Origin of the sequence: Stieleria sp. JC731, assembly GCF_020966635.1 — a bacterium.
Classification (GTDB): domain Bacteria; phylum Planctomycetota; class Planctomycetia; order Pirellulales; family Pirellulaceae; genus Stieleria.
In genome coordinates this window covers 1,219,982-1,245,794 of the sequence record NZ_JAJKFQ010000002.1, presented here as the reverse complement: position 1 = coordinate 1,245,794, position 25,813 = coordinate 1,219,982, and the positions used below count along the sequence as shown (strand labels likewise).

The following is a 25,813-nucleotide window of genomic DNA, read 5'->3' as shown; positions in this document are numbered from 1 at the left end:
TTGCGATCGAAGAATGAAATGAGCGTTGCGTAGGATAGACGCTGAAGTGCTCGCGCAACAGCGTTGTCGTCAGCCGCATTGAGCTCGGTATCGAATTCGCCTCGGCTGATTTCCCCATCAAAGTCGGAAAGTAGACCACAGCATCGGTCATACAGTTATTCGATCGATTAAAATCTCGACAGCAAGTTGTCTTCTAGAACCAGGTCTCACTGTTTCATTCGCAAATCAACCGATAGGATTCAATGGCTCCTCATCAATCTTTCACATGTGCCTCGTGTGGATTGGAGACCAGCGAAGTGCTGTTGGATGGACGTTGTCGTGAATGCCTTTTATCAGATGACGACCACGAATGTCCGCTGACCAATTTTCAGTTGCCACCAACAGAAGACCTTGCGGCCACGGTCGACACCGAAACATCGCGGCTCGAATCCGGTGGTTCGTCGGAAAGCGATTCGAAGTTGGTCGGCGACTATGACATCATCCGTGAGATTGCTCGCGGAGGGATGGGAGTTGTTTATCAGGCGCGACATCGGACGCTAGGTCGCGATGTTGCATTGAAGTTGATTTTGAGTGGTGGATTCGCATCAGAAAACGACGTGCGTCGATTTCACCTGGAAGCCGAATCTGCAGCCGCAATGGATCACCCCGGAATCGTTGCCATCTATGAGATCGGCCAGCACGACGGCCATCACTTTTTCACGATGAAACTGATCGATGGTGGTTCGCTAGCAGAAAACATGCAGCGTTTTCGTGCTGACATTCGAGCGTTGGTTGTGCTGCTGGCTAATGTCGCTGATGCCATCGACTATGCGCATCGTCGCGGGATTCTGCATCGTGATTTAAAACCAGCCAACATCTTGCTCGACCCGGATGGCTATCCTGTGGTCACCGATCTTGGCTTGGCAAAGCACACCGATTGTGATAGCGACCTAACTGGCTCGGGTGCGATTGTTGGTACACCAGCCTACATGCCACCCGAGCAAGCCAATGCGTCCAAACAGATTACGACTGCGGTTGATATCTATTCTTTAGGCGCGATTCTTTACGACGGCATAACGGGGCAACCTCCACACAAAGCTGAGTCTGCGGTTGCGACGCTTTTAGAAGCGGCGAGGGGAGACATCGTAGAACCCAGTCGCTTGAATCCGAGAATCGATCGGACCCTTGAGTTGATTTGCATGAAATGTCTCGCCCACAATCCGGCGGAACGTTACGCATCTGCAAGTGAACTTAAAAACGACCTGCAAAATTGGTTGCTTGGCAAAGCGGTTTCGGTCAAACCCAAGACATTGGTATCGATTTGCGGTGACTTGATTGGGCAGCAATTGCGATCCGTCCTCGGTGCAATGTTGCTGGGAGTTATCGGCGGACTTGCATTGGGGATCCCGCTTTACAGCGGCATTGCCAATCGCCTTTTCGGCAAGGCAAACGCTCGCTTTAATCTAGATGAGTTATCTAAGCAGCTTCCTTCGTCCGACATTGTCGTCCCTTGGTGGCTACAACCACCGGAGTCATTGGTCACATTCTTCACGCTGTTGGGAATTCCGTTTTGCCTATTTTTGGGTGTGATGATCCGCAGGCTTGTCCGCCCGCAAGACATCCGACAGGCGGTGGCAGTCGGGTTGGTCGCCGGTCTACTGATGACAATCGTCCAGTTTGCAATTTATGGGATCGCCGCGAGCTGGCAGACGTTCGCGTTGGCCAATGCGAATCAAATCGAGCAATTAGCTCTTGCAGGTTTTTTGGACGAACCGGGCAAGCTGCGAGTCATCTCTGAATTACTGGATCAGCATCCCGAGCTGACTAATAGACCAGGGCCGCAGCAAGCGACACTTGTCAGCAAGTTGGTTTCGATCAAGTTGATGTTGACATCGCCACCCGTCACGATTGGTTGCCTATCAGCTTGCCTCATTTTTGCCGGTGTCTTTTGCTTGCTTGGGACGACGCATGCCTATCGCCTAACGCAGACTGATTTCACAGCGGTCAACCGAACGCTGAGGTATACCGAGGTGATCATTCTTTCGACGGCAGCAGGCTTGTTGGCATGCGTCTATGTATTCATGTTCTTCGGAATGATCCAAAACGCCCAGGGAACAATCCATGTGCGTGCACGAGAGCTTGTCGCACTCTCATTTCTAGTCGCGGCTATCGGTCCTGGATGGTTACACGCGAAATGGTTTGTGCGTTGGAGCGGTTACATTCTCGCGACAGTATTGACAACCGCCATTTTGATTAACTGACAGCGGACGTGCACTTGCATGGCTTCATCTCATCGGGCATCGCGGCACAGAATCTAGCCATTTTCGGATTGGCATCGTGAATTGCCTGAGCGGTCACGACAATCACTCGCGTATAAAACCGCCAGACTGGCCATTTCCAAATAGTTTTCAGAATGTTGTCGATTCTGATACCTGCGGTTCGACTGCTCCGTGCAACGATGGATCAAACGACTTCGCATGACACAGAAGTCGACAATTCGGCTCGGTGCGAAGAAGTTACACATTCCGGCTGCTTTGAAATGGCAGCTTTCTCTGAAATGCGAACGAAGACCAATGATTAAACAACTGTTCGTCAACCTTCCAGTGTCCAACTTGGAATCTTCGATGAAGTTCTACGAGGCGTTGGGATTCAACAACAATCCCCAGTTCACGGACCAGACGGCGGCCTGCATGGTTTGGAGCGAATCGATCTTCGTGATGCTGTTGACGCACGCCAAATGGAAAACGTTCACAAGCCGTCCCATTCCGCCTTCGACATCAAGTGAAGTGATGCTTTGCCTAGCTTGTGAAAGCCCTGAAGCTGTTGACCGTCTAAATGAATTGGCCGCAGCCCATGGCGGGACTGCCGACATCAATCCCAAGCAGGAACTTGGCTTCATGTACAACCGCAATCTGGCTGACCCCGATGGACATGTTTGGGAAATGATGTGGATGGATCCGAAAGCAATGCAGGGCTAGTCTTCAATCGAATGCGCGTCTTTAAAAGCAACCGGATTAGTTGAAGCCTCACTGAAATCACAGAGATGGGTCGAACGATGTCATTGTCATGGAAACTTGCCTTGGTGATCTGCCTTTGCGTGACTTCTGCTATCGACGTTCACCGAGCGATCGGACAAACACCTGCGAAGTCAAATCCTCGACAACCATTTTTCAACACAGAAACGAAGCAACGTGGCTATGCTCCTGTCAATGGACTGCAGCTGTATTATGAGGTCCACGGGGCAGAACACGATGGTATTCCGCTGGTGTTGATTCATGGCGGAGGTTCTACGATTGAATCCAACTGGAGCCGAATGATTCCGCTATTGGCCAAGTCTCGTAAAGTCATCGCGTTCGAAGAACAAGGCCACGGACACACAAAGTCTATTGATCGACCCTTCACTTTTGAAAACTCGGCAAGTGACTTAGCTGCGTTGCTCGATGTTCTGAATGTGGAAACCGCTGACGTGCTGGGTTTTAGCAATGGTGGAAACATCGCACTGCAGTTCGGAAGACTGCACCCAACAAAAGTAAATAGGCTGGTTGTCATTTCCGCGATGTACCGGCGAGATGGAATGATTGCCGGTTTCTGGAATATGTTTACGAACCCGGATATCTCGATGATGCCAGAAGCCTTAAAAGCGGCGGACCGCAAGATTAATCCTGATCCGCAACACCTGCAGCAGCTCTTTGAGCAAGATTCCACACGGATGGCAAGTTTCAAAGATTGGCCAGACGAATACATCACCGGTATCAAGGCACCAACTCTTGTCGTCGTTGGTGACCAGGATGTGGTCCTGCCAGAGCACGCGCTGCGAATGTCTCGTTTGTTGCCAGCGGGTAGGCTTTTGGTTGTCCCAGGAAAACACGGAGACTTTCTTGGAGACGTCTTATCCGATCGCCTCGATAGCCAAGTCCCGACCGCTATCGCGACGATGATTGAAGATTTCCTGGATCGATAACCGGGTTGAGGAACGCAGAATAGCGTTGAGGCTCGTCGCTGGGCGATGAACCGCGATGCAGGGACTGGTCGCCTTGTCCATTGTGGTGATTGGTTGGAACTCGTCGCCTCGTCCACAGTGGTTCATGGTTGGGACTCGTCGCCTCGTCCACTACGGTCATTGCTGAAAAGGACTCAACCGCGGCTAGCGCCAAAGCGGCTCATCGTTGTTGCCACTGAGCCGAAACGCGCTAGCGACGGTTGACGGTTCCGGGCTCCAAACACCTAACCGCACGCTCGCGCGTCGCGGCTGATCGTGCCTCGATCTTCTGCTGGCTCTCATCACCCGCTGCCGCCAGCACGCGGTTAACACGCCACATAACCGCGGCTAGCGCCAAAGCGGCTCATCGTTGTTGCCACTGAGCCGAAACACGCTAGCGTCGGTTGACAGATCCGTGCTCCAAACACCTAACCGCACGCTCGCGCGTCGCGGCTGATCGTGCCTCGATCTTCTGCTGGCTCTCATCACCCGCTGCCGCCAGCACGCGGTTAACACGCCACATGACCGCGGCTAGCGCCAAAGCGGCTCATCATTGTTGACGCTGAGCCGAAACGCGATAGCGACGGTTGACGGTTCCGTGCTCCAAACACCTAACCGCACGCTCGCGCGTCGCGGCTGATCGTGCCTCGATCTTCTACTGGCTCTCATCAGCCGCTGACGCCAACTCTCGGTTAACACGCCACTCAACCGCGGCTAGCGCCAAAGCGGCTCATCGTTGTTAGCACTGAGCCGAAACGCGCTAGCGTCGGTTTAGCCGGGACTCGTCGCCTCGTCCACTACGGTTAATTAGGTTGCTGATCCTGCCGGTATCAGATCGTTAGGTTTCCAGCAGCTAAATGAGCCGGCTGTGAACGTATCTTCAGGTAGAAAAATGGGGGCCCGGACCAGCACAATAGGGGAGGCAATAAACCTTCTTTGTGGCAGCCAGCTATGAATTACAACATCGATCCTATACATCCGGATGACCCCAAATCGGAGAGCGGTTCTTCCAACCGAGTCACCGGTTTGCTGACTTCGATGGTAGTCCACGGTGCGTTTCTTGTGATCCTTGCGTTGATGGTTGTCTCGGATCAGAACCCCTTCGCCAATGTCATCCGACTGTACGCAAGTCATGGTGACTCCGATTCATTAGCCGATCTCGTATCACTCGATTTATCCGCCAATTCACAGTCACAGACGCCACGGGCGGAGTCGGAGTTTATTACTGTGGATCTGCAGTCTCAGTTCGATGTACAAGCCGATGACCTCAATTCGTTGCTTGCCCCGGATGTCTTGATCGAGCCTAGTGATCTTCAAGCCATGGTTAGCATGCCTGATCGGCTGAAGATGACGACGGGGACCAAGTCAAAGAACAGCGAAAAGTCACTTTTTGAACAGATGAGCTCGGCACTGCAAAAGCAATCGTCATACACCGGGCCGCTACTGAAAGATGCTAAAGATGGCGTGCGTCAGACCCGTACCACCGCCGGTGCGGCACAAGGGATACTTGATCAATTGCGCGAGACCAACGAACACGAAGGTCCCGTCTGGATCCTATGGGTGATGGATGCTTCGATCAGTTTGGTAAACGAGCGGCAACAGCTGGCGCCGATCATCGGGAACTTTTACGACGAGATTAAGGTTGCACGAAAACCCGGTCCTTTCCCTTGGCCAACCACAGCGGTGTTCGCATTCGGTCAGGGTGTGGTGCCCCTAGGCGTTAACAAAGGGATGCCAAAGCCCTTGGACATTGCCAACACGTTGATTAACGTTCCGATCGATCAAAGCGGCGTCGAAAATGTGATGTCCGCGGTGTCAGCTGCCATTGCCAGTGTCCCAACAAGAAACCCTGATACCAGAATCGAGGTTGTCGTTTGGAGTGACGAATCGGGTGACGATCTAAATGCGCTAGAAGATGTGATTCTATTGTGCCAGCAGCGAAAAGCACGAGTCCATGTTGTCGGCCCGCTTTCGGTATTTGGAATCAAAAAAGGCCTACAACAATTCACGCTTCCGTTCCCATACAACCAACCGATCCTATTGCCTGTGGACCGTGGGCCTGACAGTGCGTTTCCCGAACGCGCTCAGCTGCCCTATTGGTACGAATCGACTGACATCGACTGGGGAAACGGTCCGATCATCCCGGCCAACCTAGGCAACGACGACTTCGGCGGTCCTCATCGCCAACGGTTGCTTGCCCCAAGCGGCCCGTATGCACTGACACGTCTGGCTCTTGCGACCGGTGGAACCTTTACGGCCATCAATCGCCCGGGCGATATCGCGACCGCTACACGCGATGAATTGTTCGATTACATGCCCGATTACCGCAGCACTGCGGAGATCGCATACGACATCAACCGCTACCCGCTTCGCCGGGCAGTCATCGAAGCGGCGGCGTTGACCGGGACCGCTGAATATTGGCCGCCACGAATGAGCTACCCGTCTTCGATATCGGATCAGTTTCCCTACCGCAATGTTAGCTGGTACATGGGACCGGTAAGATTCTCAAACCGCTTGCCCGATGATCTTGAGGTAAGTGTGAAACGATTGCGTCACGCGCAGCAGGTGATCGAGCAAGCGATCCAAATCATGATGTTACGATTCGATCACAGCGATTCCCTTGCATCCGAATCCAGTGACTCGGAAACGGAATTCGTTTTGCACGAGGTTTCATTGGAACAGGTCACTCCGAGCGAGTACTACCAAGAACAGTCACCACGATGGAAAGCATGGTATGACCTGAACCTGGGCCGCTTGTTAGCTCACAGCGTTCGCATTCACGAATTCATTTTGCAGTGTGAAATCCTGGCCAGCCGCGAATCACGCGCGATGATGCTTAGCCAAGGGTTCAACCAACTGAAAATGGTGCCTTCGCAAGAAATGAAAGGCGGAATCGTCAGTGCGACGCGCGTGCAAACGGCGGTGAAGCTACTCGAACGTGTCACACGTGATCATGCCGACACACCTTGGGGTGACCTCGCAACTTGGGAGCTTGAACATCCCGTCGGTGTCCGACCAGTGCTGTCGACTTTGCCTCCGCCGATCCGCGTTGCGAGACCGATGTCACGGCCCCAGACATCGCGTCCGACAATCCCACGGTTGTAAATCACAAATCGTTGCTGAACTTTAAAATGCTAAACTGTTGATGTGGCAGTAGCAGCCCCATCTACCTAAGCGAAGTTCCCCAACAGCGATGTCTATCAGCCAAGATTCGATCGAACAAAATCTGCGACAGCATGTCGATCGCCTCGCGGGCCTTATCGGTCCACGTACTTTGAGTCAGCCCAAAACGATTCAAGCGACGATCGGCTACATCGAAGGCCAGTGGGCGGAGATGGGTTACGATCACAAACGTGAATGCTATGACGCGAATGGTGACGAAGCGACCAATTTGATTGTCGAGTGTCCGGGAACCAAACGAGCCGATGAGATCGTGTTGCTTGGCGCCCACTACGATACCGTCTTCAGCACTCCTGGTGCCGATGACAATGCATCCGCGGTGGCGGTTCTGATTGAAGTCAGCCGACTGCTGCGTGAGCACACCGGTAAACGTACCGCACGTTATGTAGCGTTTGCTTGCGAGGAACCGCCCTACTTCAACTTTGACGCGATGGGCAGCCAACATCATGCACGCCAGTCGCGATCACGCGACGACAAGATTGTCGGGATGCTATGCCTAGAAATGGTCGGTTACTATAGCCTTGCGAAAGGTTCACAAGCAGTGCCGCCGGGAATACCGAAATGGATGCATCGGTTCTTTCCGCAGCGTGGCAACTTTCTAGCAGCAGTCGGGAATATCCCCTCATGGAAACTGTGCTGGAAATTCCGTCGGGGTTTTAAACGTGGCACGCGTCGCATGCCTTTGTTTTCCATCTGTCTTCCAGAAAAGATTCGTGAGATCCGGCTGAGCGACAATAGCTCGTTTTGGGATCAAGGCTATCCTGCCTTGATGCTCACCGATACCAGCTTCCTACGCAATCCGAACTATCATCGATCCACCGATACGCCCGACACGCTTGACTATCCGAGGATGGCCGAAGTGACGTTAGGCGTCGCGTCGGCGATGCGAAAGTTGCTCGGATAATGCCACTGGTCGATAATCGACCAAGTGCTTTTCTTGCTGGTTGTCCGTAAAGCAGGACAAAAACGCCGAACCGCCTTGCCGTTGGCGTACCCTTTTCGTGAGCTATACAGGAATCATGAGCTACACAGGTTACAAGCTCGGGAGTAGCATTCTGACTGAAGCCACACTGTGACTCTTTTTCGAAACTCCGCGACTGATGAGTTCTTCAGTCACTGGCGAACAAATTGGGCGAAGCGATGGTACGTTTCTTCAGCGTGATCCGGTGAGCCGATTAGAGTGGCGTTGGGAAAGGCAAAAAAGTGAATCGCCATCGCAGCAACGACAGCTCTGACGAATCGAGTGACGGTTTAATTGCCGAATACCTTCGACGCGTCAAAGACGGGAGCGGCATCAGCCCTGAGACATTTATTGCGGGGTATCCGAAATCGGTTCGCGAGGACTTTTTGCAGTCTGTTCGGCTCATGCGGCGAACCTCCACCCCGGTAACATCGCAATCCGGTGATGAAGCATCCCTCGGATTGGAGCTCCCATTTCGACAGCTAAAAAACTTTGAATTGTTGCGACTGCTTTCCAGTGGGGGAATGGGAATTGTCTATGTCGCGCGAGAGATCGAAAGCCAACAGCTTGTCGCGCTAAAACTGGTGCGTCAGTCGACGGGCAACCCTCGAAAGCGTCAGCTGCGACTGCAACGAGAGTCTCGCGCTGTAAAAGCGCTGGCACACCCCAACATTGTTCCGGTGATTGATTCCGGCGTTGAATCCGGAGTCGCGTTTCTGGCGATGCAAATGATCGACGGTGTGGCACTGGATTATGTGATCAACGCATGGCAGCTAGAGGACGAGGTTGCAACGGGCGAGACGATCACTGTCGAAGGCTTTGGAACAGATTTGTCATCTGAAGGCATCTGGGGCACGACGCCGCTTTCAGAAAGCGATGCCAGTCTCTGCGCCTCAAGCTTTCAAAATCACAACTTTTATCAGTTGATCGCCGAACGAATGGCTGATGTTGCAGACGCGGTTCATACCGCACATGCGGCCGGAATTATCCATCGCGATGTCAAACCGTCAAACATCCTGCTAGATGTAAACGGTAAGGCTTGGTTAACCGATTTCGGACTGGCTTCGTTCGAAGAAGAGCTAACCGAGTTGACGCAGACGGACGACTTGATTGGCACACCAGCGTACATGAGTCCCGAACAGGCAAGTGGCGGAAGCAACCACATTACACACCTGTCGGACGTCTATGGCTTAGGCGCGAGCATCTTTGAAATGGTAACCTTGCAAAAGCCGTTTCAAGGCGATCGCCATCAAATGCTGCAAGACATCCTCGATGGCCGTTTCTCTAGACCGACCAAAGTCCGGAAGGACGTTCCCGTGCAACTGGAGGCAATCATTTGCAAAGCGATGGCACTGCAGCCCCGCGAGCGATACGCAAGTGCCGCCGAACTTTCCAAAGACCTCCGTGACTTTGCCAGCGGGCTGCAAATCCGGGCGACATTGCCAACACGTTTGCAGAAAGCCTTGCGTTGGTGCGAGCGAAACTCGACCAGAGCCGCTTTGATACTGTCGGGAATCGTTTTTCTTATCGTTACCGCGTTTGCGATTCAATCGTATCATTCTTGGTCTGTCGGACGCCTGAACGCCGAACTGAGTGAGGCGAACGAAGACTTAAAAACGACCTATCAGTTGCTGGATTCAAGCCAACAACGATTGCAACGAGAGCTGTATCTGTCAGACATGCAATCCGCGTTCGCCGCATTAAACGAGCGTGATGTCACGGCCGCGAATGATCAATTGAATCGTGTCGCGAAGGTCGCCGGCGCGCCCCGCCAGCTGGGAACACCTTTCCGTTTGCTTGACCAATTGATCCAGATGAATCGATCACGATTGATCGGACGACACAGTGGCGCGGCGACCGAATTCCTCATCTCGCCAGATCAAAAATCGGTCGTTTCGGTCGGTCACGACGGGACGATTCGTCACCACGATCTTGATGGACATGAGCTGGGTGTTATTGCCGTTGGTGGAAAGCTAGACGCGATCGCTGCCGATCGATCGATGAAGACAATCCTTACCGGTATCAATCAGTCTTCGGAAGCCAACCGTGTTCAACGGGTCTCACTTTCCGACGGAGCGAAACAGGACATCGAAGTCAGTCAGCCCAATAGTATCGAAGCGACTGCAGTTTCACCCAGCGGGAAATGGTTCGCATCGGCAGAACGCTATGGCCAAGTTATTGTGTTTAACCAGCAGGAAACACGTGCACGCTGGGATTCGGAATCTCGCAATGAGTCACTAGCTTTTCTGAACGATGACCAACTTTTTGGGATATTGGATTCCATGGATGGACATCGGCGACTTTACCTTTGGGACATTCCGACCGGTCGTGAACGCTTTATTGATACGAATTATCGATGTGAGTATTTCGCACTGGCATATCCGAATTCCGAAGGCGAGCCCAGCCATATCCTGACAGCATCACCACACGATGTAAGCTTGCTGTCTTGGCCCGAAGGTGAGGTCATCGCGTACCGAGAAAACCTGGCCGGACGGATTCGTTGTGTGGATATCAGCAGCGATGGAAATCGAATCGTCGCCGGTACCGACCAAGGTACGGTGTTCGCATGGGATGTATCTGAACTTCCATTTGATCGCGAACTTCCACCACCACGAGTTGTGAATGCTAGTACCGAACGGATCACTGACATCGAACTGATAGACCGGCCCACCACTGGTGATGTCACCACCGAGCCGAGACACCTGACATTTTTAACCAGCTCTGAAAGTGGCACGCTTGAACAATGGATGTTTCCGAATGAAACCCCGTTGGTCCTTCAATCGATCAAGAATTTGAACCCGAATTGGATTTACGAACCCTTTCAATGTGAAAACGCGCCGACGCTGCTGTACTTTCCTTTTGGTAACGGAAAGGTCGTATGCTTGGATGTAGAGACTTTGGCGATTCACGAGATTTGCGATCTAAAGGAAAGCATCGTTGGCCCCGGCATTCTTTTGGAACAACGAATCTATGCTCCGACCCAAAACGGTATCGTTGAAATTGAAGCGGGCTCTGGGACGGTACTGCGAAGATTCGAGTCGCCCGATGGGGCCCAACACTGCGCTGGAATGGTGCGATGTGGAAGCAACCTTGTCGCAGCCTTTGGCAATGTGGTTGCCGTCTACGACCTCGATCAAGGCGTTTTGCAAAGAGTTCAGGACCTTGGCGAAAATTCCGTCCGTCAGATTGCGTCGTTTCCAGGAACGGCGGACGCGGTAATTCTTACGGAAAAGAACCTCTTCCGTTGGCAGAATGGCGAAGCTCGGTTGTGGAAACGCACTGAAACGTCAGGAACCAGCTTTGTTGAGCTTACCTTTTCCGCTTGTGGTCAACGGATGGCGCTTGTCCAAGAAGACGGAATCAGCATCTTGAATCTGGTCGATTCGAGTGAATCAGTGCTCAATGGTTACATGCACCGAGTCTCGGATCTTCAATTCATCGACGACGACACAAAACTAATGGCAGCGTTCTCGGATGGCTCACTTCGTTTTTGGGACTTATCCACCGGACGCGAAATTGGTCGACTTGAAAATAGCACTTGCCCTGTGTTTTCTGTGTTTGAGTTTCCACGTCTTGGAAAGTTGATCACCTCCCATCCCGAAGGTGACGTTGCCTGCTGGCAGCTCGCCGCTGAAAGAAAACCGGTTGATCGCTCGCCAAAGGAATCGCACTGATCGACTGCCAATCCATCGGCAATCGATTGCTTGATAGCGATGAAGCAGGAGCTTACTCTGCCGGAGGTGCTGGCACGGCCACAGGTACTGGCACGGCCAGTGGTGCTTCGATAGCCGCATTGATGTCAACCGCAGGTGTTGAAGCGGTTAAAGCCGGCATCATCTCACGTTCCGACATCAACTGATCGTAGATCTCGGACATGCGATCAAGCTTGGAGCGATTTTCGGCAGATACTTTCCCAGCTACACGTGGTAAATCTTGCAACGAATGTTCAAGCCAAAGACGCGAGTTCCCTTGGCTTCTGACCAGCAACTGCCGGTTCAAAGGAGCCGCGTCTTCTTCGAGTGCCTGAAAGACCAGTGCCTGTGCCATACCCTCATGGCCTTGGCGATGAAGCAGGTAGGCGGCTTGGCAATAAAAGTGCGCATCGAGCCTTTCCAAGCCCTCATCCTTGGTGACAAGTTCGATGATCGCCTCGGCGTCACCTTGTTTCAAAGCTTCATTTGCGGCAATCGAGATCTCGATCTGCTGACGAATGTCTTGATCTTCGACGGCGACCGAGGTTGGCCCCGGGGTCGACGAGTAAACCGGCACCGTAGCCAAGAAGACGTCTTGCCATGCGAATCGTTTTGGATTGCTTGGAGAAACGATAAATGAATCGCCATCGGACAAGACGTGTTCAACTTGCAAGGCTGTCATCGGACTTCCTTCGACCGAGGTCCAATGAGACTCCGTCAACTGAATTTCAAAGATCCAATCTGTGATCCCGTCGTCACCGGGAATTGCGTTGTTTGCGACGTTGTTATCGACAGCAGGGACAACGTCTTCGTCAATAGCTTCGACCGGTTCAGGAGGCACAGTGCAGACTGGATTACACTGCAAATTCCCGGGCATCCATTGCGAGGGCAACATCGGTTTCGACACCAAGTTAAATGGGCGTCGGGATTGCATTTCGATGTATGGGCTGAATGCGAATTGATGATCCGGTTGCTGCGAACGCTTCGCCAAGGCTGGGAGCGGAAAAATCATTCCACTGGGCGAACAACACTCTTCAGTAGCTTTCGTTTCGATTGTCTTAGGAAGTTCGCTCACTTGACTGAGGATGATCACATAGGCTTCGGGATCAAAGACCGTATCAAAATCCGCGATCCAATCATCTTCGGTTTGGAACACTGCGACGTAAAGCTCGCCTTCAGCGGTTACGTCTTCTTCAAACTCAGTCCAATCAGCTGGCCGACGATCACCACGAAAGATGGGAAAGTCGTTCGGCTGGACATGAACTAATTGCGAACGATAACAAGTCCCATTCACCGTTTTCGTCCGGCATTCAGTAGCTAGTTTTACAAATGGGACCTCAACAGTCTTTTCTTCAGTCACTGGCACACAAACCGTATATTCCTGCGTAACTTGCTCCGTGTATGGAACTTGAACTGCATAATCTTGCGTGATGGTTTCTGTAATGGTCTTGCCGTCGACGACCTTGGAAACAGGCACTGTTCTAGTACGGGTTTCCGTTCTGTGTTTCACAACATTCATGGTCCGTGTCTTGGTTTCGGGAACCATGGACGTTGCCGAGATGGTTTTGGTTTTGGTCATGACCACTGGCACGAGTACCTGGTAAGCCATCTCTCTCGTACATGCCACAACCGTTGGCCATTCCGCCAAAAAGCCGCCTTCCTCATGCAGCTTGAACGGTATCAGCAACCCGTCTTCGATCTCACCGCTCGGTTCAGCTTGCGAAGGGTTCCATTTGACCGAGACGGTTTGCTCTAGCTCGGCGAACTCTTCGAGCAACTTCAAATCTTCGGCTTCATCGGCGATTCGCTCTCCCTCCGCCTCGTCGAGAATACGATCTCCATCTTGAGCGAAAGACGGCAGCCCCGATACAAGAATCATCAACAGGAAGTAGAAACAACGCATGCTAAAACTCTGAGAAATACTTCGGAAACAGATATATCTTCCATACCCAACTGGGCTCACCAGACCCGCCAAACAGGTGGCTCACGAGTGTAACCCCATTGTGTGATCGTGCAAGTATTTTGAAATCCACGGCCCTAATCCACGACTAGAGTGACTCGCTTGCTGCTGCACCACTGACGCAAGGCCTGCTCATGGGCGTCGCTTAGATTCAATTCTTTAAGACTCAATACCTTCAGACCGTCTAGCCGTGTCAGCGTGATCAATTCATCGCGATCCAACACCATGTTTTTCAAGCTCAGGATGCGAAGTTGTCCCATGCCGATCAGCCGCTTGAACTGACTGGATGACAAATTCACACTTTCAAGCATCAGGTTCGAAACCCGTTTCAGGTCGTCAAATGAAGCGTCGTTATTTTCATCGATGGCGCAATCTCGAATTGTCAGGATGCGTACGTTTCGCAAACGCGAGATCTCTTTAAAGTCTGCCTCGCGAAGGTCGTTGCATTTCGTCAATACGAGCTGTTCCAAGCTGCGCATCTTTGCGATCGCCTGACCGTAGCCACGCACCGGAAAGCTAATGTCCAACTTTTCCAAACGTGGAAGCGACGCAAGCGATGACAGAATCTCGCCCGTGACACGAGTCTTGTTGAGCTGCACCGATTCTAGGTTCACCAACGACTGAAGCACTTCACCAGACTTATCCGTGATCCAGGCGTCTTCGATGCGGAGTCGACGCAGCTGTGGACAACCGAGTAAGTATCGGAACCCTCGGTCTTCCAATTTGATTTCGTCAAGCGTCAGTGACTGAAGCTGAGGCAGCTCCTGCAAATGCACCATCGATCGGTTGGTACAGCTGGAACCGCTGATGCTGAGCGCCAACAAGTCTTTCAACACGGATACGCGAGCGACATCTGCATCTGTTAGCGACGTGGCAGACAAATCCAAGCCGATCGCGACGGTGTTTCCGGGTGGGATATCGGCCTCTTGTTCCACTCGTTTTGTGCTGCCATCGGGAATTCGAAAAACAATCTTTCCGTTCTTTTCGAAGATCCACTGATACAGCTCTGCTAACTCGGACGCATTAAGCTGAACATCGTTGTCATTCGGGATGACCTCACACTGCGGTAACGCGGCCCGAAACTTTCGACGCCCCGAAACGGTGGTCCACGCCCGTTCGACATCCAGAGTCTTTAGATCTTGCAACTTAGTCAGTGAAGTGAGACTAAAGTTATCGACAGCGGTGTCTTGGAGAGACAAAGTTTCCAGATGTGGTAAATCCGATATCGCCAACACCGCTTCGCCGGAAAGCGAGACACCATTGAGCTTCAGGTGTTTCAGTGGCAATCTCCGAAGCGTCAGCAAAGACGCTCCTTCCACTTTTGTTCCAGATAGGTCTAGAAGTTCAAGCGTTCGAAACCTTTGCAGCGCATCCACCGATCCATCGGTCACGTTGGTATTCGAAAGGTTCAACGCGATCAGTGATCGCCATCCTTTTAAACTTTCCACATCGGAATCTGTAGCGACGTTGCATTCAAGTTCTCGCAACTCCGGCAACCCGTCAGGATTTGATTCGGCAAGACGCCCCAGCGAGATCCCATCCAGCCTGAGCCGACGGAGGCTTTGGAAAGACCGTAACGTATCCAAAGCCACGCTGGGTTGATCCGGCTTACTGACAATCGTCAATGACTCCAGGCCTGATCCGTCAAAGGCCTCTGAGACACGTTCGCTTAGCATCGATGCATCGATCACCAACGATCGCAGTTGCCCCTGCTGGTGAAACAGCGAAACCGCTTGGTCACTGATACCCGTTAAAGCTATGTCAAGCTCATTGAGTTGGCCAGCGATCACGAGTGAGCGGGCTTCGGCATCCAAGAGTGTGATTCCCCGAAGTGATAGTGATTCCAACTCCGGCAGTCGGGCGATCAGGGGAAGCCAATCGATGATTTCCCAGCCACGCGTCGCGTTGGCCAGGTCGATCTTGGCGATTCGGTGGTCTTCATCTAATGACTCGTCATCGAGAGACACCGTTTGGTCCGAACCGATTTGACTGCTCCACTGGACGACCCCGCCGACATCCAAAGCTGCTTTTGTGATATCCCGATCGAGCGAACGAGCTTGGTTTGCATCCCAGAGGATTTCGGCATCCGGCCATTGCTGGCGGCATCGCATAATCACGGAATCCGTCAAATAGGTTCCGGTAAGAAAGAGCTGCTTGGGGTCCGCTTGACCGAACATCGGTTGAAGATCTTGATCCGTGATCGCACAATCATTCAGTGCGAGTGACTGAAGCCGATGGAACGTTGGCCATGCACTGAAAAGTTCTCCGTTGATATTGCAGCCGGAGAGGTCGATCGAGGTCAATGATGGACGTTCAGCGAGCCAGCCAGCAGCATCATTCGTTGTTGGAGTTTTGCTAACGTCCAATGATTCCAGTTTCTGTAGCGTCCCCTGAGGCAGATGCTCCAGTCGCAGGTTCGAATGGGAAAGACTTAGTCGACGAAGCGATGTCAGTGACTGCCAAATCGATCCGGTTTGTTCAGGATCGATGAACGACACATCATGCAAATCCAAAGCCTCGAGGTTTCCCAGCATGTTGCCCTCGGCAAATGATGTTACATCGGCCTGAAGCCCAACCAGTCGCAGATCTTTCAGGGACGTCGAGCCGCCTATCGCCGCTTGATCGGCCTTCGTTAGAACGCTTGCGTCATCAACGTGAAGCACTTCTAAATCAACTAGCTTGCCGATCGTTGACCATAGACCATCCGGCAGTACCGAAGACTCTGGGCAATGGATTCCGGTGATCTCAAAGTCGCCCTTTGGAAGATCATCAGCTGTTTTGACGGACGCGCGATTTAGCGATGGCGTTTTGACTTCCAACGCGGCTCCAGCTTTTAACCACTGGGTCGCCAGATCGTAGAACGGAGACCTTTCGGCATAGAGCAGTCCGGCGTCCACTTCCTCCACGGTCGTGACGCCCGCGACGACTTCAAACCGATACTCTTTGATCGTGACTCCATTTTTCATCACGACCAATTCATGAAAACCGGCAGGCAATTCGATTTCGTCCGACAACGAAGCGACGTCCACTGATTGCCCATCGATTAAAACCGCGATTGACGGATCGGTCGTATCGATGTTTAACTGCAGCCGAACTTTCCCGTAGCTGCTCTGAAAGAAAACGACAAAACCGATCAAGACAATCGCGGCTGTCAAAACCGAACCGGCGATCCACATCGATAGCGGAACGACTTTTGACTGTTCCTGTTTCCCCAAACCGGCGAGAGACTCGATCAGACTGTCAATTCGTGGATCTGTGGAAGGAACCGTAATCGCGTTGACTCCCGAAGAGATCGATCGAGTCACACTTTGCAGCTCGCCGAGAAGCCCCTTCATCGTTTTGATGCGTTGGTTCGGTCCCCTGCCAAGGCATCGCATCACTAAGTCGGAAACTTCCTTTTCGATATCGCTTCGGACTTCGTTCGGGGCTGGGGGATTCCAATCTTGTGAAGCGACCTTGGCCAAAACTTGGTGTTGGTCACCTTCGAACGGACGAGTCCCACAAAGCAGCTCGTAAAAGATCACACCGAGGCTAAATACATCGCATGCCGGGTTCAGGTCTTCACCGCTCCATTGCTCGGGCGACATGTACGCTGGCGTGCCAACGACGACGCCCGTCGCGGTTAGCTTGTCCGTACTACCGCTGGTTTGTTTCGCTAGCCCGAAATCTGCAATGACAGGCTGCCCCTGATCATCAATCAGAATGTTTTCGGGTTTAAGATCCCGATGAATCAGACCCGAGTCGTGCGCTGTCGCCAACGCGCCGGCCAATTTTTTGATCAGCCCAAGAACTTGCCGTGTCGTCCAAACCGACTGACGCCCCATTGCCTGACGCAGAGAACCACCTTGCAGCAACGTCATCGAGTAGAACGGAACATTTTGGTGCTCGCCAACTTCAAAGACGGGACAGATGTTCGGATGTTGGACGGCAGCTGCGGCGCGCGCTTCCCTTTCGAATCGCTGCCGAAGTTGCGGAGAATCCAAGACACGCTTGCTGGGAACCTTGATCGCGACCTTGCGATCCAAACGCGTATCGTAAGCTCGATAAACGGTCCCGAAGGCACCGCTGCCTAGCTTTTCAAGGATGTGAAAGTGGGCGAATTTCTTTGCCGATGATTTCTCTTGTGTGCGACTGGCAGTTCGGCGTCCAGACGCAGCGACCGGTTTCTGTGGATCGGGTTCGTACTGCTCGGTGTGAGACTCTTTGCTCATTGATTCGTGGCTTGAACCGCACGCGATAAGGAAATCAAAGAAACACCAACGGCTTAAAAAATCATACCCACTCTGTCATACATGAACATGAATCCAGGGGTGTCGACCTGCTCGATTACGCGATTTTCACGGGATATGTTCCATAGCGCGCTCGCATCGCACAGCGTATCCAACAACCAGAGCAGCCACATACCACTAAATGTATACATTGGAACACTAGCGATTTTGGACTCGCAGCGTTCCGTGTTGATACGGCTTGCTTAACAAGTTGCCCGCTTTGATGATTTCATATGGCAGCTCGCATCGACATGCGTTGCTTCGCCTATCCGAATCAGCGACGATACAATCCGCCGCAGAATTCCCAGATCAAATGGGCAATCGTGTCTTTCTACTGGTTGGCGAACTCGAGGATTTTCAATGATGTGTGTCTCACTGATTCGATCGCGATACAGCTTGTTATTTTTGTTCGCGATCGCGCTCACTCAAGCTGCACGAGCGGAAGAAAGGATTTCTATCGATAAGCTGTCTGGCTTGGTTGGCCAATGGAACACATCTGCAAACTTCGGATCAATGAAGGATATCGGAACGAGCAGTTGGCACTGGAAATTCGGCCCCGATAAGAAATCACTAGTTGGTGAACACAAGATTGACCAGACGAGGCCGATCCCTTTAAGCATTCGCATCGTCACCACACTATTTATTGCAGACGGAAAACTGATGAAGATGGAATGGGTTTCTGGTGCAATGGACGGGAAATCGCATTCTCGTTTGGTAGAAGTCGAAGTCGCGGTACAAGAAGATGGTATGACCACACTTACCTATCCAGCAGCCGAATGGGAGAACCGGTTCTTTTCAGATTTCCATATCGACTTCGGCGATGGTAAGTTCTCGAAGTCTGGTTGGAAGGGAGACCGCAAGATCTTTGAGACTGTCGATGTTAAGCGAACTGCATCACCGGAAGAGTGAGTACTTTTCTGTGGCAACAGAGAATTAAAAACCGCGACGCTACATTGGCTCAAAGAGACGCGTCCGCGGTGAGGCGTAACAGAGGGCAGAGTTGAAATCGTTTGACGTGAGTCATCGACTAAGCCACCACTCGCCGCGCGGTGCGACGACCCTACCGCAGGTGGTTTAGCACTTTGACGGATCGATTAGAATGCGTGGCGATTGATCATTTCGCTGTCATTGTTCGCATGATCGACGTCATTGCGTTAGGAAAATTCCATGCAAGCTGCTGTCCGAAGTCTTCTGCTTTGCGCCGTTGTATTTAACACCTTTGCCGAAGCCGCCCCGCAGTCGGAACAGGCACTGACAAAGCGACAAGCAAACGAAGTCGTTTCAAAGCTTTGGAAACAGTACTCCAAGTCCGAAACGGCAGCGCGGCGGACAGAAATCGAAAAGGGCGAAATCACAATCGGCCTACGAACCATGCCGTTTTGGTTCAAAGTCTTCGGCAGCAAGCCGAAAGGCGGACGCAGTCTTTATATTTCCATGCATGGTGGTGGGGCGACATCACCTGGCGTGAACGACCGACAGTACGAAAATCAAAAGCGACTGTATCAACCTGCTGAAGGTGTTTACTTCGTCCCTCGGGCCCCCACCAACACTTGGAACTTGTGGCACGAATCACATATCGATGACTTCTTTCAACGGATCATCGAAGACATGGTTTTGATCCATGACGTCAATCCCAATCGGGTTTACCTCATGGGATACTCAGCGGGTGGAGATGGGGTATTCCAACTCGCACCTCGCATGGCAGATCGATTCGCTGCGGCCGCGATGATGGCCGGTCATCCCAACGAGACCACAGCGGATGGACTTCGAAATCTGCCGTTCACCATTCATATGGGTGAACGCGACTCCGCGTATAACCGCAACGCGATCGCGAAAGAGTGGGAAACGAAACTAAGCGATCTTCACGGCCAAGACCCTGGCGGTTATGTCCACGAAGTCACAATCCACAAAGGCCTCGGACACTGGGTCAATCGTCAGGACGCGGTCGCGGTCCCTTGGATGTCAACGTTCTCCCGCCAACGGCATCCCGACCTAATCGTTTGGAAACAAGATGACCGAACCCACCATCGTTTCTATTGGCTGGCCGTCAAAGACAGTCAAGCGAATCCGAAAGCCGTCGTCCGAGTCAAGCATGATGGGCAAACGTTCGAGATCTTACAAAGCGACGTTGAGACGCTATTGATTCGGGTCAATGACGAGATGATCAACTTTGATCAGCCCGTCAGGGTCATTTACAAAGGCCAAGTGTTGTTTGAAGGCGACGTGATCCGTCAGCGATCGATCATCGAAAAGACATTCAACGAACGGCATGATCCGTCCGCAACCTTCAGCGGAGAAATCGAAGTCACGATTCCGCAGAACAACTGAAGTATGCAGCGGCCCGCGATGAGCAGCTATTGTTTCAACAGAAGCTGGTGATACTGATTGGACGTGCTGACGGTCAACCTTTCGACTGGAAAGATGTTCCAGTGATAGACCGTTTTCAATCGCACGTCGATCGGAATCCAGGATGTGATTTCACAGCCGAGGATGTCGCATAGCGTTCCGTTTTCAAATGCAGAATCGAACAGTTGGTAAACCAATTCTGCTTCGGCGAGATCGGTCGATTCGAACTCGGTTGCCCAATACGTTCCGCCACTTCGCCAGAAGTACCATTCGACTTGCACACAATACGACGTCGTGTACAGCGGAACCGATACTTGGTCCTGAGCTTGGGCTTGTGGAGCGCCACAAAAGGCAGCAACGAGCAAGAACAATGGAGCGATGGTTTTGGTCGTGAACATGAGACGATCCTTATCCTGTGAAACCCGAGTGTGCGTTGAACCCGATGACAGAAAGTTTCTGTGACGCACTCCAAAGCGGATCGAATCAAGCGTTGTTACGAAATAGCGGACGTTTTCTCTGAGAAGATTCTGTTCCCTTTGCGAATTGACCAAATTCGGCGAGAATCGCTTTCGAACCAGAGTTTTATTGCGAGTGATGAAGTTGAGCACACTACCGGAAACCGTTTGCCGAATCACCGGGGCACGTTCGGTCGAACTAGGTGAGAAGATTCAGAGCCTGTGGAGCGGGTACGGGGTGATCCAGCGAGCCGAATTGATCGGCGAAAATTCGGTCCCCGTGGTCATCAAGCACATCGACCTGACCAAAGCTCGTTCGAATCGGCGAGGCTGGGGTGGCGACCAATCACACCAACGAAAGGTCTGGTCCTATCAGGTCGAAAAGACGTTCTACGAGACCTTTTCAAAGGACTGTGATCGGTTCTGTAAAATCCCCAAGTTTTTTGGGGCCGATGAAACCGAAAACGAAGGCGGCTGGGTCATCGTTCTAGAAGACTTGGATGCCCTGGGATTTGATTGCCGCAGAACCCGAGTCACTGGTGAAGACATTCATGCATGTCTTCGATGGCTTGCAGAATTTCACGCGACATTTATCGGCAATCCCGCCAACGGTCTGTGGCCGGTTGGGACTTACTGGCATTTAGAAACGCGGCCTGACGAATTCAAAGCGATGCCCGCCGGCCCGCTGAAGAAAGCGGCACAGCTGATCGATCACAAGCTAAACGAGGCGCGATTCCAAACGCTCGTTCATGGCGACGCCAAACTAGCCAACTTTTGTTTTTCGAGTCGAGATGAGTTTCAAGTCGCTGCCGTTGACTTTCAGTATGTCGGTCGAGGCTGTGGCATGAAGGACGTTGCTTATTTCATCAGCAGTTGTCTGTCGGATGAGGAAGCTGCGTCGCAACAGGATTCATTGTTGTCCGTTTATTTTGGACAGCTTCGATCAGCAATCTCAGATCGTCTGATCGACGTCGATGTTTCTGCCTTAGAAAAGGAATGGCGATCGCTGTACGCCATCGCCTGGGCAGACTTTTGTCGCTTCCTATCGGGTTGGTGTCCGGACCACTGGAAATTGAATGCCTATACGGACCGGATCACTGACGATGCACTGAAGATGTTGGGCAAGAATTAGAACTTAGCCGAGGCATTGGCTGACCCACCACGCTTGGACTTCCACCGGTTCAGCAACCAGCAGGTGTGGCTGGCCAGCAAAATCGAGTCCCAGCCCTGACCCCATGGTGTTGGTGTGTTCGGTGTATGTTGCCGGTGCCAGCGACCAAGGTGGATGATCGATTTCGCCGCGAAAGATTTGCCCGCGTTTATTTTCACTGTAGAGGCAATAGCGAGCCGTCAGCCAGTGTTCGAGCGACCCTGATTGTGCAGGTTGAAATTCACCGGCGACGCGATAACTGGCATCAAATTCCGCAGCGGATTCGCCCCGATGGGTGCGGTGACTTTGGTAGTCGATCGTCCCATCGCCCTGCAGCTTCATTGACATCGACGCATCCATGTAGGGAAGGTTGAACGTTGCTCGCGCGACACGGACTGCAACGCGACTTGCCGCATCGAGCGAAAAGAACCATACACCTGGCTTGCCATCGACCCTCACATAGGTTCGTACGTTTAGCTCAAGAAACCGACTGAGTCCCGGCAGAGGCGGGCATAGCCGTGGGGCCACTGCCGACATCAAGAACGGGACCACCCCCACCCACGCTTTGCCTTCACGTGTGTCGAGTTGAACTCCACCAGGCAGCAACGAAGCGATCGCAGCTGGTTCAAACTGCCAATGGGCAAACAACAGCTCGGACCAAGTCATACGCATGACCCAAGGCATGCGAGGCAATGGCCAAGTACGATCCGTTTTGTCGTTCATCGAACTCCCTTCATCGCTTCTTTCCGTTCTATCGATTCGGTGGTCTGCCGCAAAATCATTTTTCCATGGATCGCCCACCGTCCAGATCGCTCGTTTAGTGGCGAGTCTACCAAGACTCGACCAAGCCATTCGATGGGATCGAATCCCGCCTTTTCGCGTCGTAGCGGCATCGTGGTCTTCTAACCGCCCGAATCTCATCGCGCTAACGGCTTCAGTTATTGAACGATTTTAGGGCCGAGATGATCACTTAGCTGATCGGCTTGAAATCCCTCTTTCGCCGCGATCGCTTGATGTTGATTTGACTATGTGACTAAGCTGAGCACGTCTCGCCTCGATTCCACCTTGGTAACCACAACAATGAATCGCCCGTCATTGCCGATCACCGCGTTGCTAGTCCTTTTGCATTCGCCGCTAATCGGAGCTGAAGTCAAGATCCCCGTCATTAAAGATGGCGAAGCTCAAGTCATCAAGGAACTTGAGGATTCCGACTACTGGGTTCGGCATGACTTATGGGTCGAGACCGAATTTGACAGCGATGGTGATGGAAAGCTGGACCGGATGCACGTCGCGGTCACGCGGCCGGTCCAAACCGATACGCAATCATTGAAGCTACCGGTGATCTACAATTCCAGCCCGTACTTTGCCGGAACGACGGGTGGAGACGATTCGTATTTCTGGGATGTTCGGCAAGAGCTGGGTGCCGATCCGCCGGAGCGTTCTGCTGCTCCGGATATCGAACGTGAAGGCACCCGACCGATTATCTCCAAACGACATATCAAGGACTGGTTGCCTCGCGGGTATATCGTGGTGCACTCCAGCGCGCCGGGCACCGGGCTTTCACAAGGTTGCCCTACCGTTGGTGATGATCCTGAAGCTCTGGCGCCGAAAGCCGTCATCGATTGGCTTTGTGGACGTGGCAAAGGTTTTACCGAACCGGTCGGCGGCGAACCTGTCGAAGCTTATTGGTCGTCAGGTAAAGTCGGCATGACGGGAACCAGCTACAACGGAACGATCCCTTTGGCAGCCGCAACGACGGGAGTCGAAGGTCTGGAAGTGATCATCCCCGTCGCTCCCAATACGTCGTACTACCACTATTACCGCTCCAACGGACTGGTACGTCACCCCGGCGGTTACCTGGGTGAAGACATCGACATCCTGTACGACTTCATTCACAGCGGTGGAGATGAAGAAATCCAGGACTACTGCGATTGCAACGTCCGTGACGAACTGATGAACGGGAATCAGGATCGCGCGACAGGTGACTACAACGACTTTTGGTATTCTCGTGACTATCTCAACCGTGTTGACGGGGTGAAGGCTGCTGTACTGATGGCACACGCGTTCAATGACTGGAACGTTGTTCCCGAGCACAGCATTCGAATCTATCAAGCACTTCAAAAGAACGGTATCGAAACGCAACTGTTCATGCACCAAGGCGGGCACGGTGGTCCACCACCGATGGACATGATGAATCGATGGTTCACGCACTATTTGTTCGGCGAAGACAACGGCGTCGAAAAGACATCGAAGTCATGGATCGTTCGTGAAAGTGACGACCGCGGCAAACCGACCGAATACCCCGACTATCCGCACCCGATGGCAAAGGATGTTCTGCTTTATCCAGTCCCGGGTGCACCCGAACGAGGACAACTGCAACTGGCACCGGTTACCGATCCAAGTACCGAAACACTGGTTGATAACTTTTCGTTTTCTGGTGACTCATTGGCCCAGGCCGAGTACACCGAACACCGTTTGATCTACACCACACCCAAGCTGACCGAAGACACACATCTTTCTGGAACGGCTCGCGTCAAATTGAAACTCGCGTGCGATCGTCCCGCTGCAAACCTGAGCGTATGGCTTGTCTCGCTACCTTGGAATACGGACCGTCGCGCAAAGATTACCGACAACATCATCACTCGTGGTTGGGCCGATCCGCAGAACATCAAATCACTTCGCGAAAGTGAACCGTTGGTTCCGGGACAGTTTTATGACGTCGAATTTGACTTGCAGCCCGATGATCAGATCATCGCCAAAGGCCAACAGATCGGTTTGATGATCCTCTCCAGCGATCGAGACTTCACCCTTCATCCGACACCAGGCACAAAGCTGACGATCGATTTGCAGCAGACCCATTTAAGTCTGCCTGTCGTTGGAGGCGAACTTAAATTCGAGTCTGCAAACTGATCAGTGATCTGACTTCATTTTGCCGAAGAACCTTCGACGAAATCTTTTAGGCGACCGAGAGCGTCTTCCCATTGGCGGCCAATTGCTTCGAGTGATTGGGCCGCCGATCGGATCGCTTTGGGTTCGATCTGAAAGAGCTGTTCGCGGCCACGACGCGTCGCCGTTACCAGTCGAACACTTTCGAGGATCTGCAAATGTTTGCGGATCGATTGCCGAGTCTGCGGTCTTCCCTCGGCAAGCTGGGTGATGGAATACAAACTGCCTTCGCCCAGTTGGCAAAGTAGTGACAGTCGAGTCGGATCGCCCAGCGCCGAAAACACATCCGCTTGAGAAGCGATTTGCTTGGCGATCTTAGCCTGCGTCGTTGCTGACATAGCGTTCTATGTTATTCATCTGTTCGGCCCAGCCTCCTTCGTTCATCCGAAACGCTTCACTGCGTCTCGCTTCCGGAATTCTATCGAATCCAGATTCAATCACCTTTAGCATAGTCCCCGAATCAACTTCGCTGAGCGTGAATTCGACCGTCGTCGGTGGTTCACCAGAGTAGTCGACGCCTGGTTCGATCGCGTAGGGATGCCACAGAAAAGCGAATCGCCGCATCGGTTCGATCGCGACAACTTCGACCTCCATTCGTACATGTTCGTATCCGGGATAGGTGATCTGCCCGAACGACTTTTCCCCCACGATGAACGGACATTCCAGGTTAACACGAAACCACTTTCCGAACGCTTGATAATCGGTCAATGCATTCCAAACATTTTCGATCGAGGCATTGATTTCGACCTGTTTTTCGATCCGATCTGATAGCCCTTCCATCTTTGTCGCCTGCCATAAAAGGAATCAATTACGCAACTATTTGGTTGCATATTAAAGCGGTAGCCGGTACCGTCAAGACGCAAAAGAAAAATGCGCTTGCGTGTCGAAACGATCGAT

General features: G+C 52.4%; 17 protein-coding genes. 10 read left to right on the top strand and 7 right to left on the bottom strand.

The window, feature by feature from the left end:
• The first annotated feature begins 242 nt into the window (after nt 1-242).
• From LOC67_RS10305 to LOC67_RS10280, 6 genes are all read left to right on the top strand, one after another.
• Complete coding sequence (locus LOC67_RS10305; RefSeq protein WP_230262513.1) at nt 243-2,240, top strand: serine/threonine-protein kinase; 1,998 nt, start codon at nt 243-245, stop codon at nt 2,238-2,240.
• Nucleotides 2,241-2,552: 312 nt separating this feature from the next.
• Nucleotides 2,553-2,957, top strand: coding sequence for a VOC family protein (locus tag LOC67_RS10300; RefSeq protein ID WP_230262512.1), 405 nt, complete (start codon nt 2,553-2,555; stop codon nt 2,955-2,957).
• Between the two features lie 77 nt (nt 2,958-3,034).
• Nucleotides 3,035-3,940: an alpha/beta fold hydrolase gene (locus LOC67_RS10295; protein WP_230262511.1), complete on the top strand. Its 906-nt coding sequence runs from the start codon at nt 3,035-3,037 to the stop codon at nt 3,938-3,940.
• Between the two features lie 969 nt (nt 3,941-4,909).
• Entirely contained in the window at nt 4,910-7,063 is a 2,154-nt protein-coding gene (locus tag LOC67_RS10290; protein WP_230262510.1) for a hypothetical protein, read from the top strand.
• Between the two features lie 88 nt (nt 7,064-7,151).
• Nucleotides 7,152-8,042, top strand: a complete 891-nt coding sequence (locus LOC67_RS10285; RefSeq protein ID WP_230262509.1) for a M28 family peptidase — start codon at nt 7,152-7,154, stop codon at nt 8,040-8,042.
• A gap of 299 nt (nt 8,043-8,341) precedes the next feature.
• On the top strand, nt 8,342-11,773 hold the full coding sequence (locus tag LOC67_RS10280) for a WD40 repeat domain-containing serine/threonine protein kinase (RefSeq protein ID WP_230262508.1): 3,432 nt from the start codon (nt 8,342-8,344) through the stop codon (nt 11,771-11,773).
• A gap of 52 nt (nt 11,774-11,825) precedes the next feature.
• Here LOC67_RS10280 and LOC67_RS10275 read toward each other — a convergent pair whose 3' ends face one another.
• The gene (locus LOC67_RS10275; protein WP_230262507.1) at nt 11,826-13,694 is read right to left on the bottom strand and encodes a hypothetical protein; all 1,869 of its coding nucleotides are present in this window, start codon (nt 13,692-13,694) and stop codon (nt 11,826-11,828) included.
• 134 nt (nt 13,695-13,828) lie between these two features.
• The gene (locus LOC67_RS10270; protein WP_230262506.1) at nt 13,829-17,962 is read right to left on the bottom strand and encodes a serine/threonine-protein kinase; all 4,134 of its coding nucleotides are present in this window, start codon (nt 17,960-17,962) and stop codon (nt 13,829-13,831) included.
• A 570-nt stretch (nt 17,963-18,532) separates the two neighbouring features.
• Between LOC67_RS10270 and LOC67_RS10265 the strand changes: the two genes are divergently transcribed.
• Entirely contained in the window at nt 18,533-18,928 is a 396-nt protein-coding gene (locus LOC67_RS10265; RefSeq protein ID WP_230262505.1) for a hypothetical protein, read from the top strand.
• A gap of 258 nt (nt 18,929-19,186) precedes the next feature.
• Nucleotides 19,187-20,347 (top strand): alpha/beta hydrolase, encoded by a 1,161-nt coding sequence (locus LOC67_RS10260; RefSeq protein ID WP_230262504.1) that lies wholly within the window; start codon nt 19,187-19,189, stop codon nt 20,345-20,347.
• Nucleotides 20,348-20,373: 26 nt separating this feature from the next.
• Here the strand turns inward: LOC67_RS10260 and LOC67_RS10255 are convergent, their stop codons facing one another.
• The gene (locus tag LOC67_RS10255) at nt 20,374-20,763 is read right to left on the bottom strand and encodes a hypothetical protein (protein ID WP_230262503.1); all 390 of its coding nucleotides are present in this window, start codon (nt 20,761-20,763) and stop codon (nt 20,374-20,376) included.
• A gap of 196 nt (nt 20,764-20,959) precedes the next feature.
• Here LOC67_RS10255 and LOC67_RS10250 point away from each other — a divergent pair, with 196 nt between their 5' ends.
• Nucleotides 20,960-21,952, top strand: a complete 993-nt coding sequence (locus LOC67_RS10250; protein WP_230262502.1) for an ecdysteroid 22-kinase family protein — start codon at nt 20,960-20,962, stop codon at nt 21,950-21,952.
• A 3-nt stretch (nt 21,953-21,955) separates the two neighbouring features.
• Here the strand turns inward: LOC67_RS10250 and LOC67_RS10245 are convergent, their stop codons facing one another.
• Both LOC67_RS10245 and LOC67_RS10240 read right to left on the bottom strand, forming a co-directional pair.
• Nucleotides 21,956-22,693, bottom strand: coding sequence for a YqjF family protein (locus tag LOC67_RS10245; RefSeq protein WP_230262501.1), 738 nt, complete (start codon nt 22,691-22,693; stop codon nt 21,956-21,958).
• Complete coding sequence (locus LOC67_RS10240) at nt 22,690-22,863, bottom strand: hypothetical protein (RefSeq protein ID WP_230262500.1); 174 nt, start codon at nt 22,861-22,863, stop codon at nt 22,690-22,692. Before LOC67_RS10240 ends, LOC67_RS10245 begins: the two co-directional genes overlap by 4 nt.
• 187 nt (nt 22,864-23,050) lie before the next feature.
• Here LOC67_RS10240 and LOC67_RS10235 point away from each other — a divergent pair, with 187 nt between their 5' ends.
• Nucleotides 23,051-24,880 carry a Xaa-Pro dipeptidyl-peptidase gene (locus LOC67_RS10235; protein ID WP_230262499.1) on the top strand — a complete coding sequence of 610 codons (1,830 nt, stop codon included), beginning with the start codon at nt 23,051-23,053 and terminating at the stop codon, nt 24,878-24,880.
• A 14-nt stretch (nt 24,881-24,894) separates the two neighbouring features.
• Here the strand turns inward: LOC67_RS10235 and LOC67_RS10230 are convergent, their stop codons facing one another.
• On the bottom strand, nt 24,895-25,254 hold the full coding sequence (locus LOC67_RS10230) for an ArsR/SmtB family transcription factor (protein WP_230262498.1): 360 nt from the start codon (nt 25,252-25,254) through the stop codon (nt 24,895-24,897).
• Entirely contained in the window at nt 25,232-25,696 is a 465-nt protein-coding gene (locus LOC67_RS10225; protein WP_230262497.1) for an SRPBCC family protein, read from the bottom strand. Before LOC67_RS10225 ends, LOC67_RS10230 begins: the two co-directional genes overlap by 23 nt.
• Nucleotides 25,697-25,813: the final 117 nt, after the last annotated feature.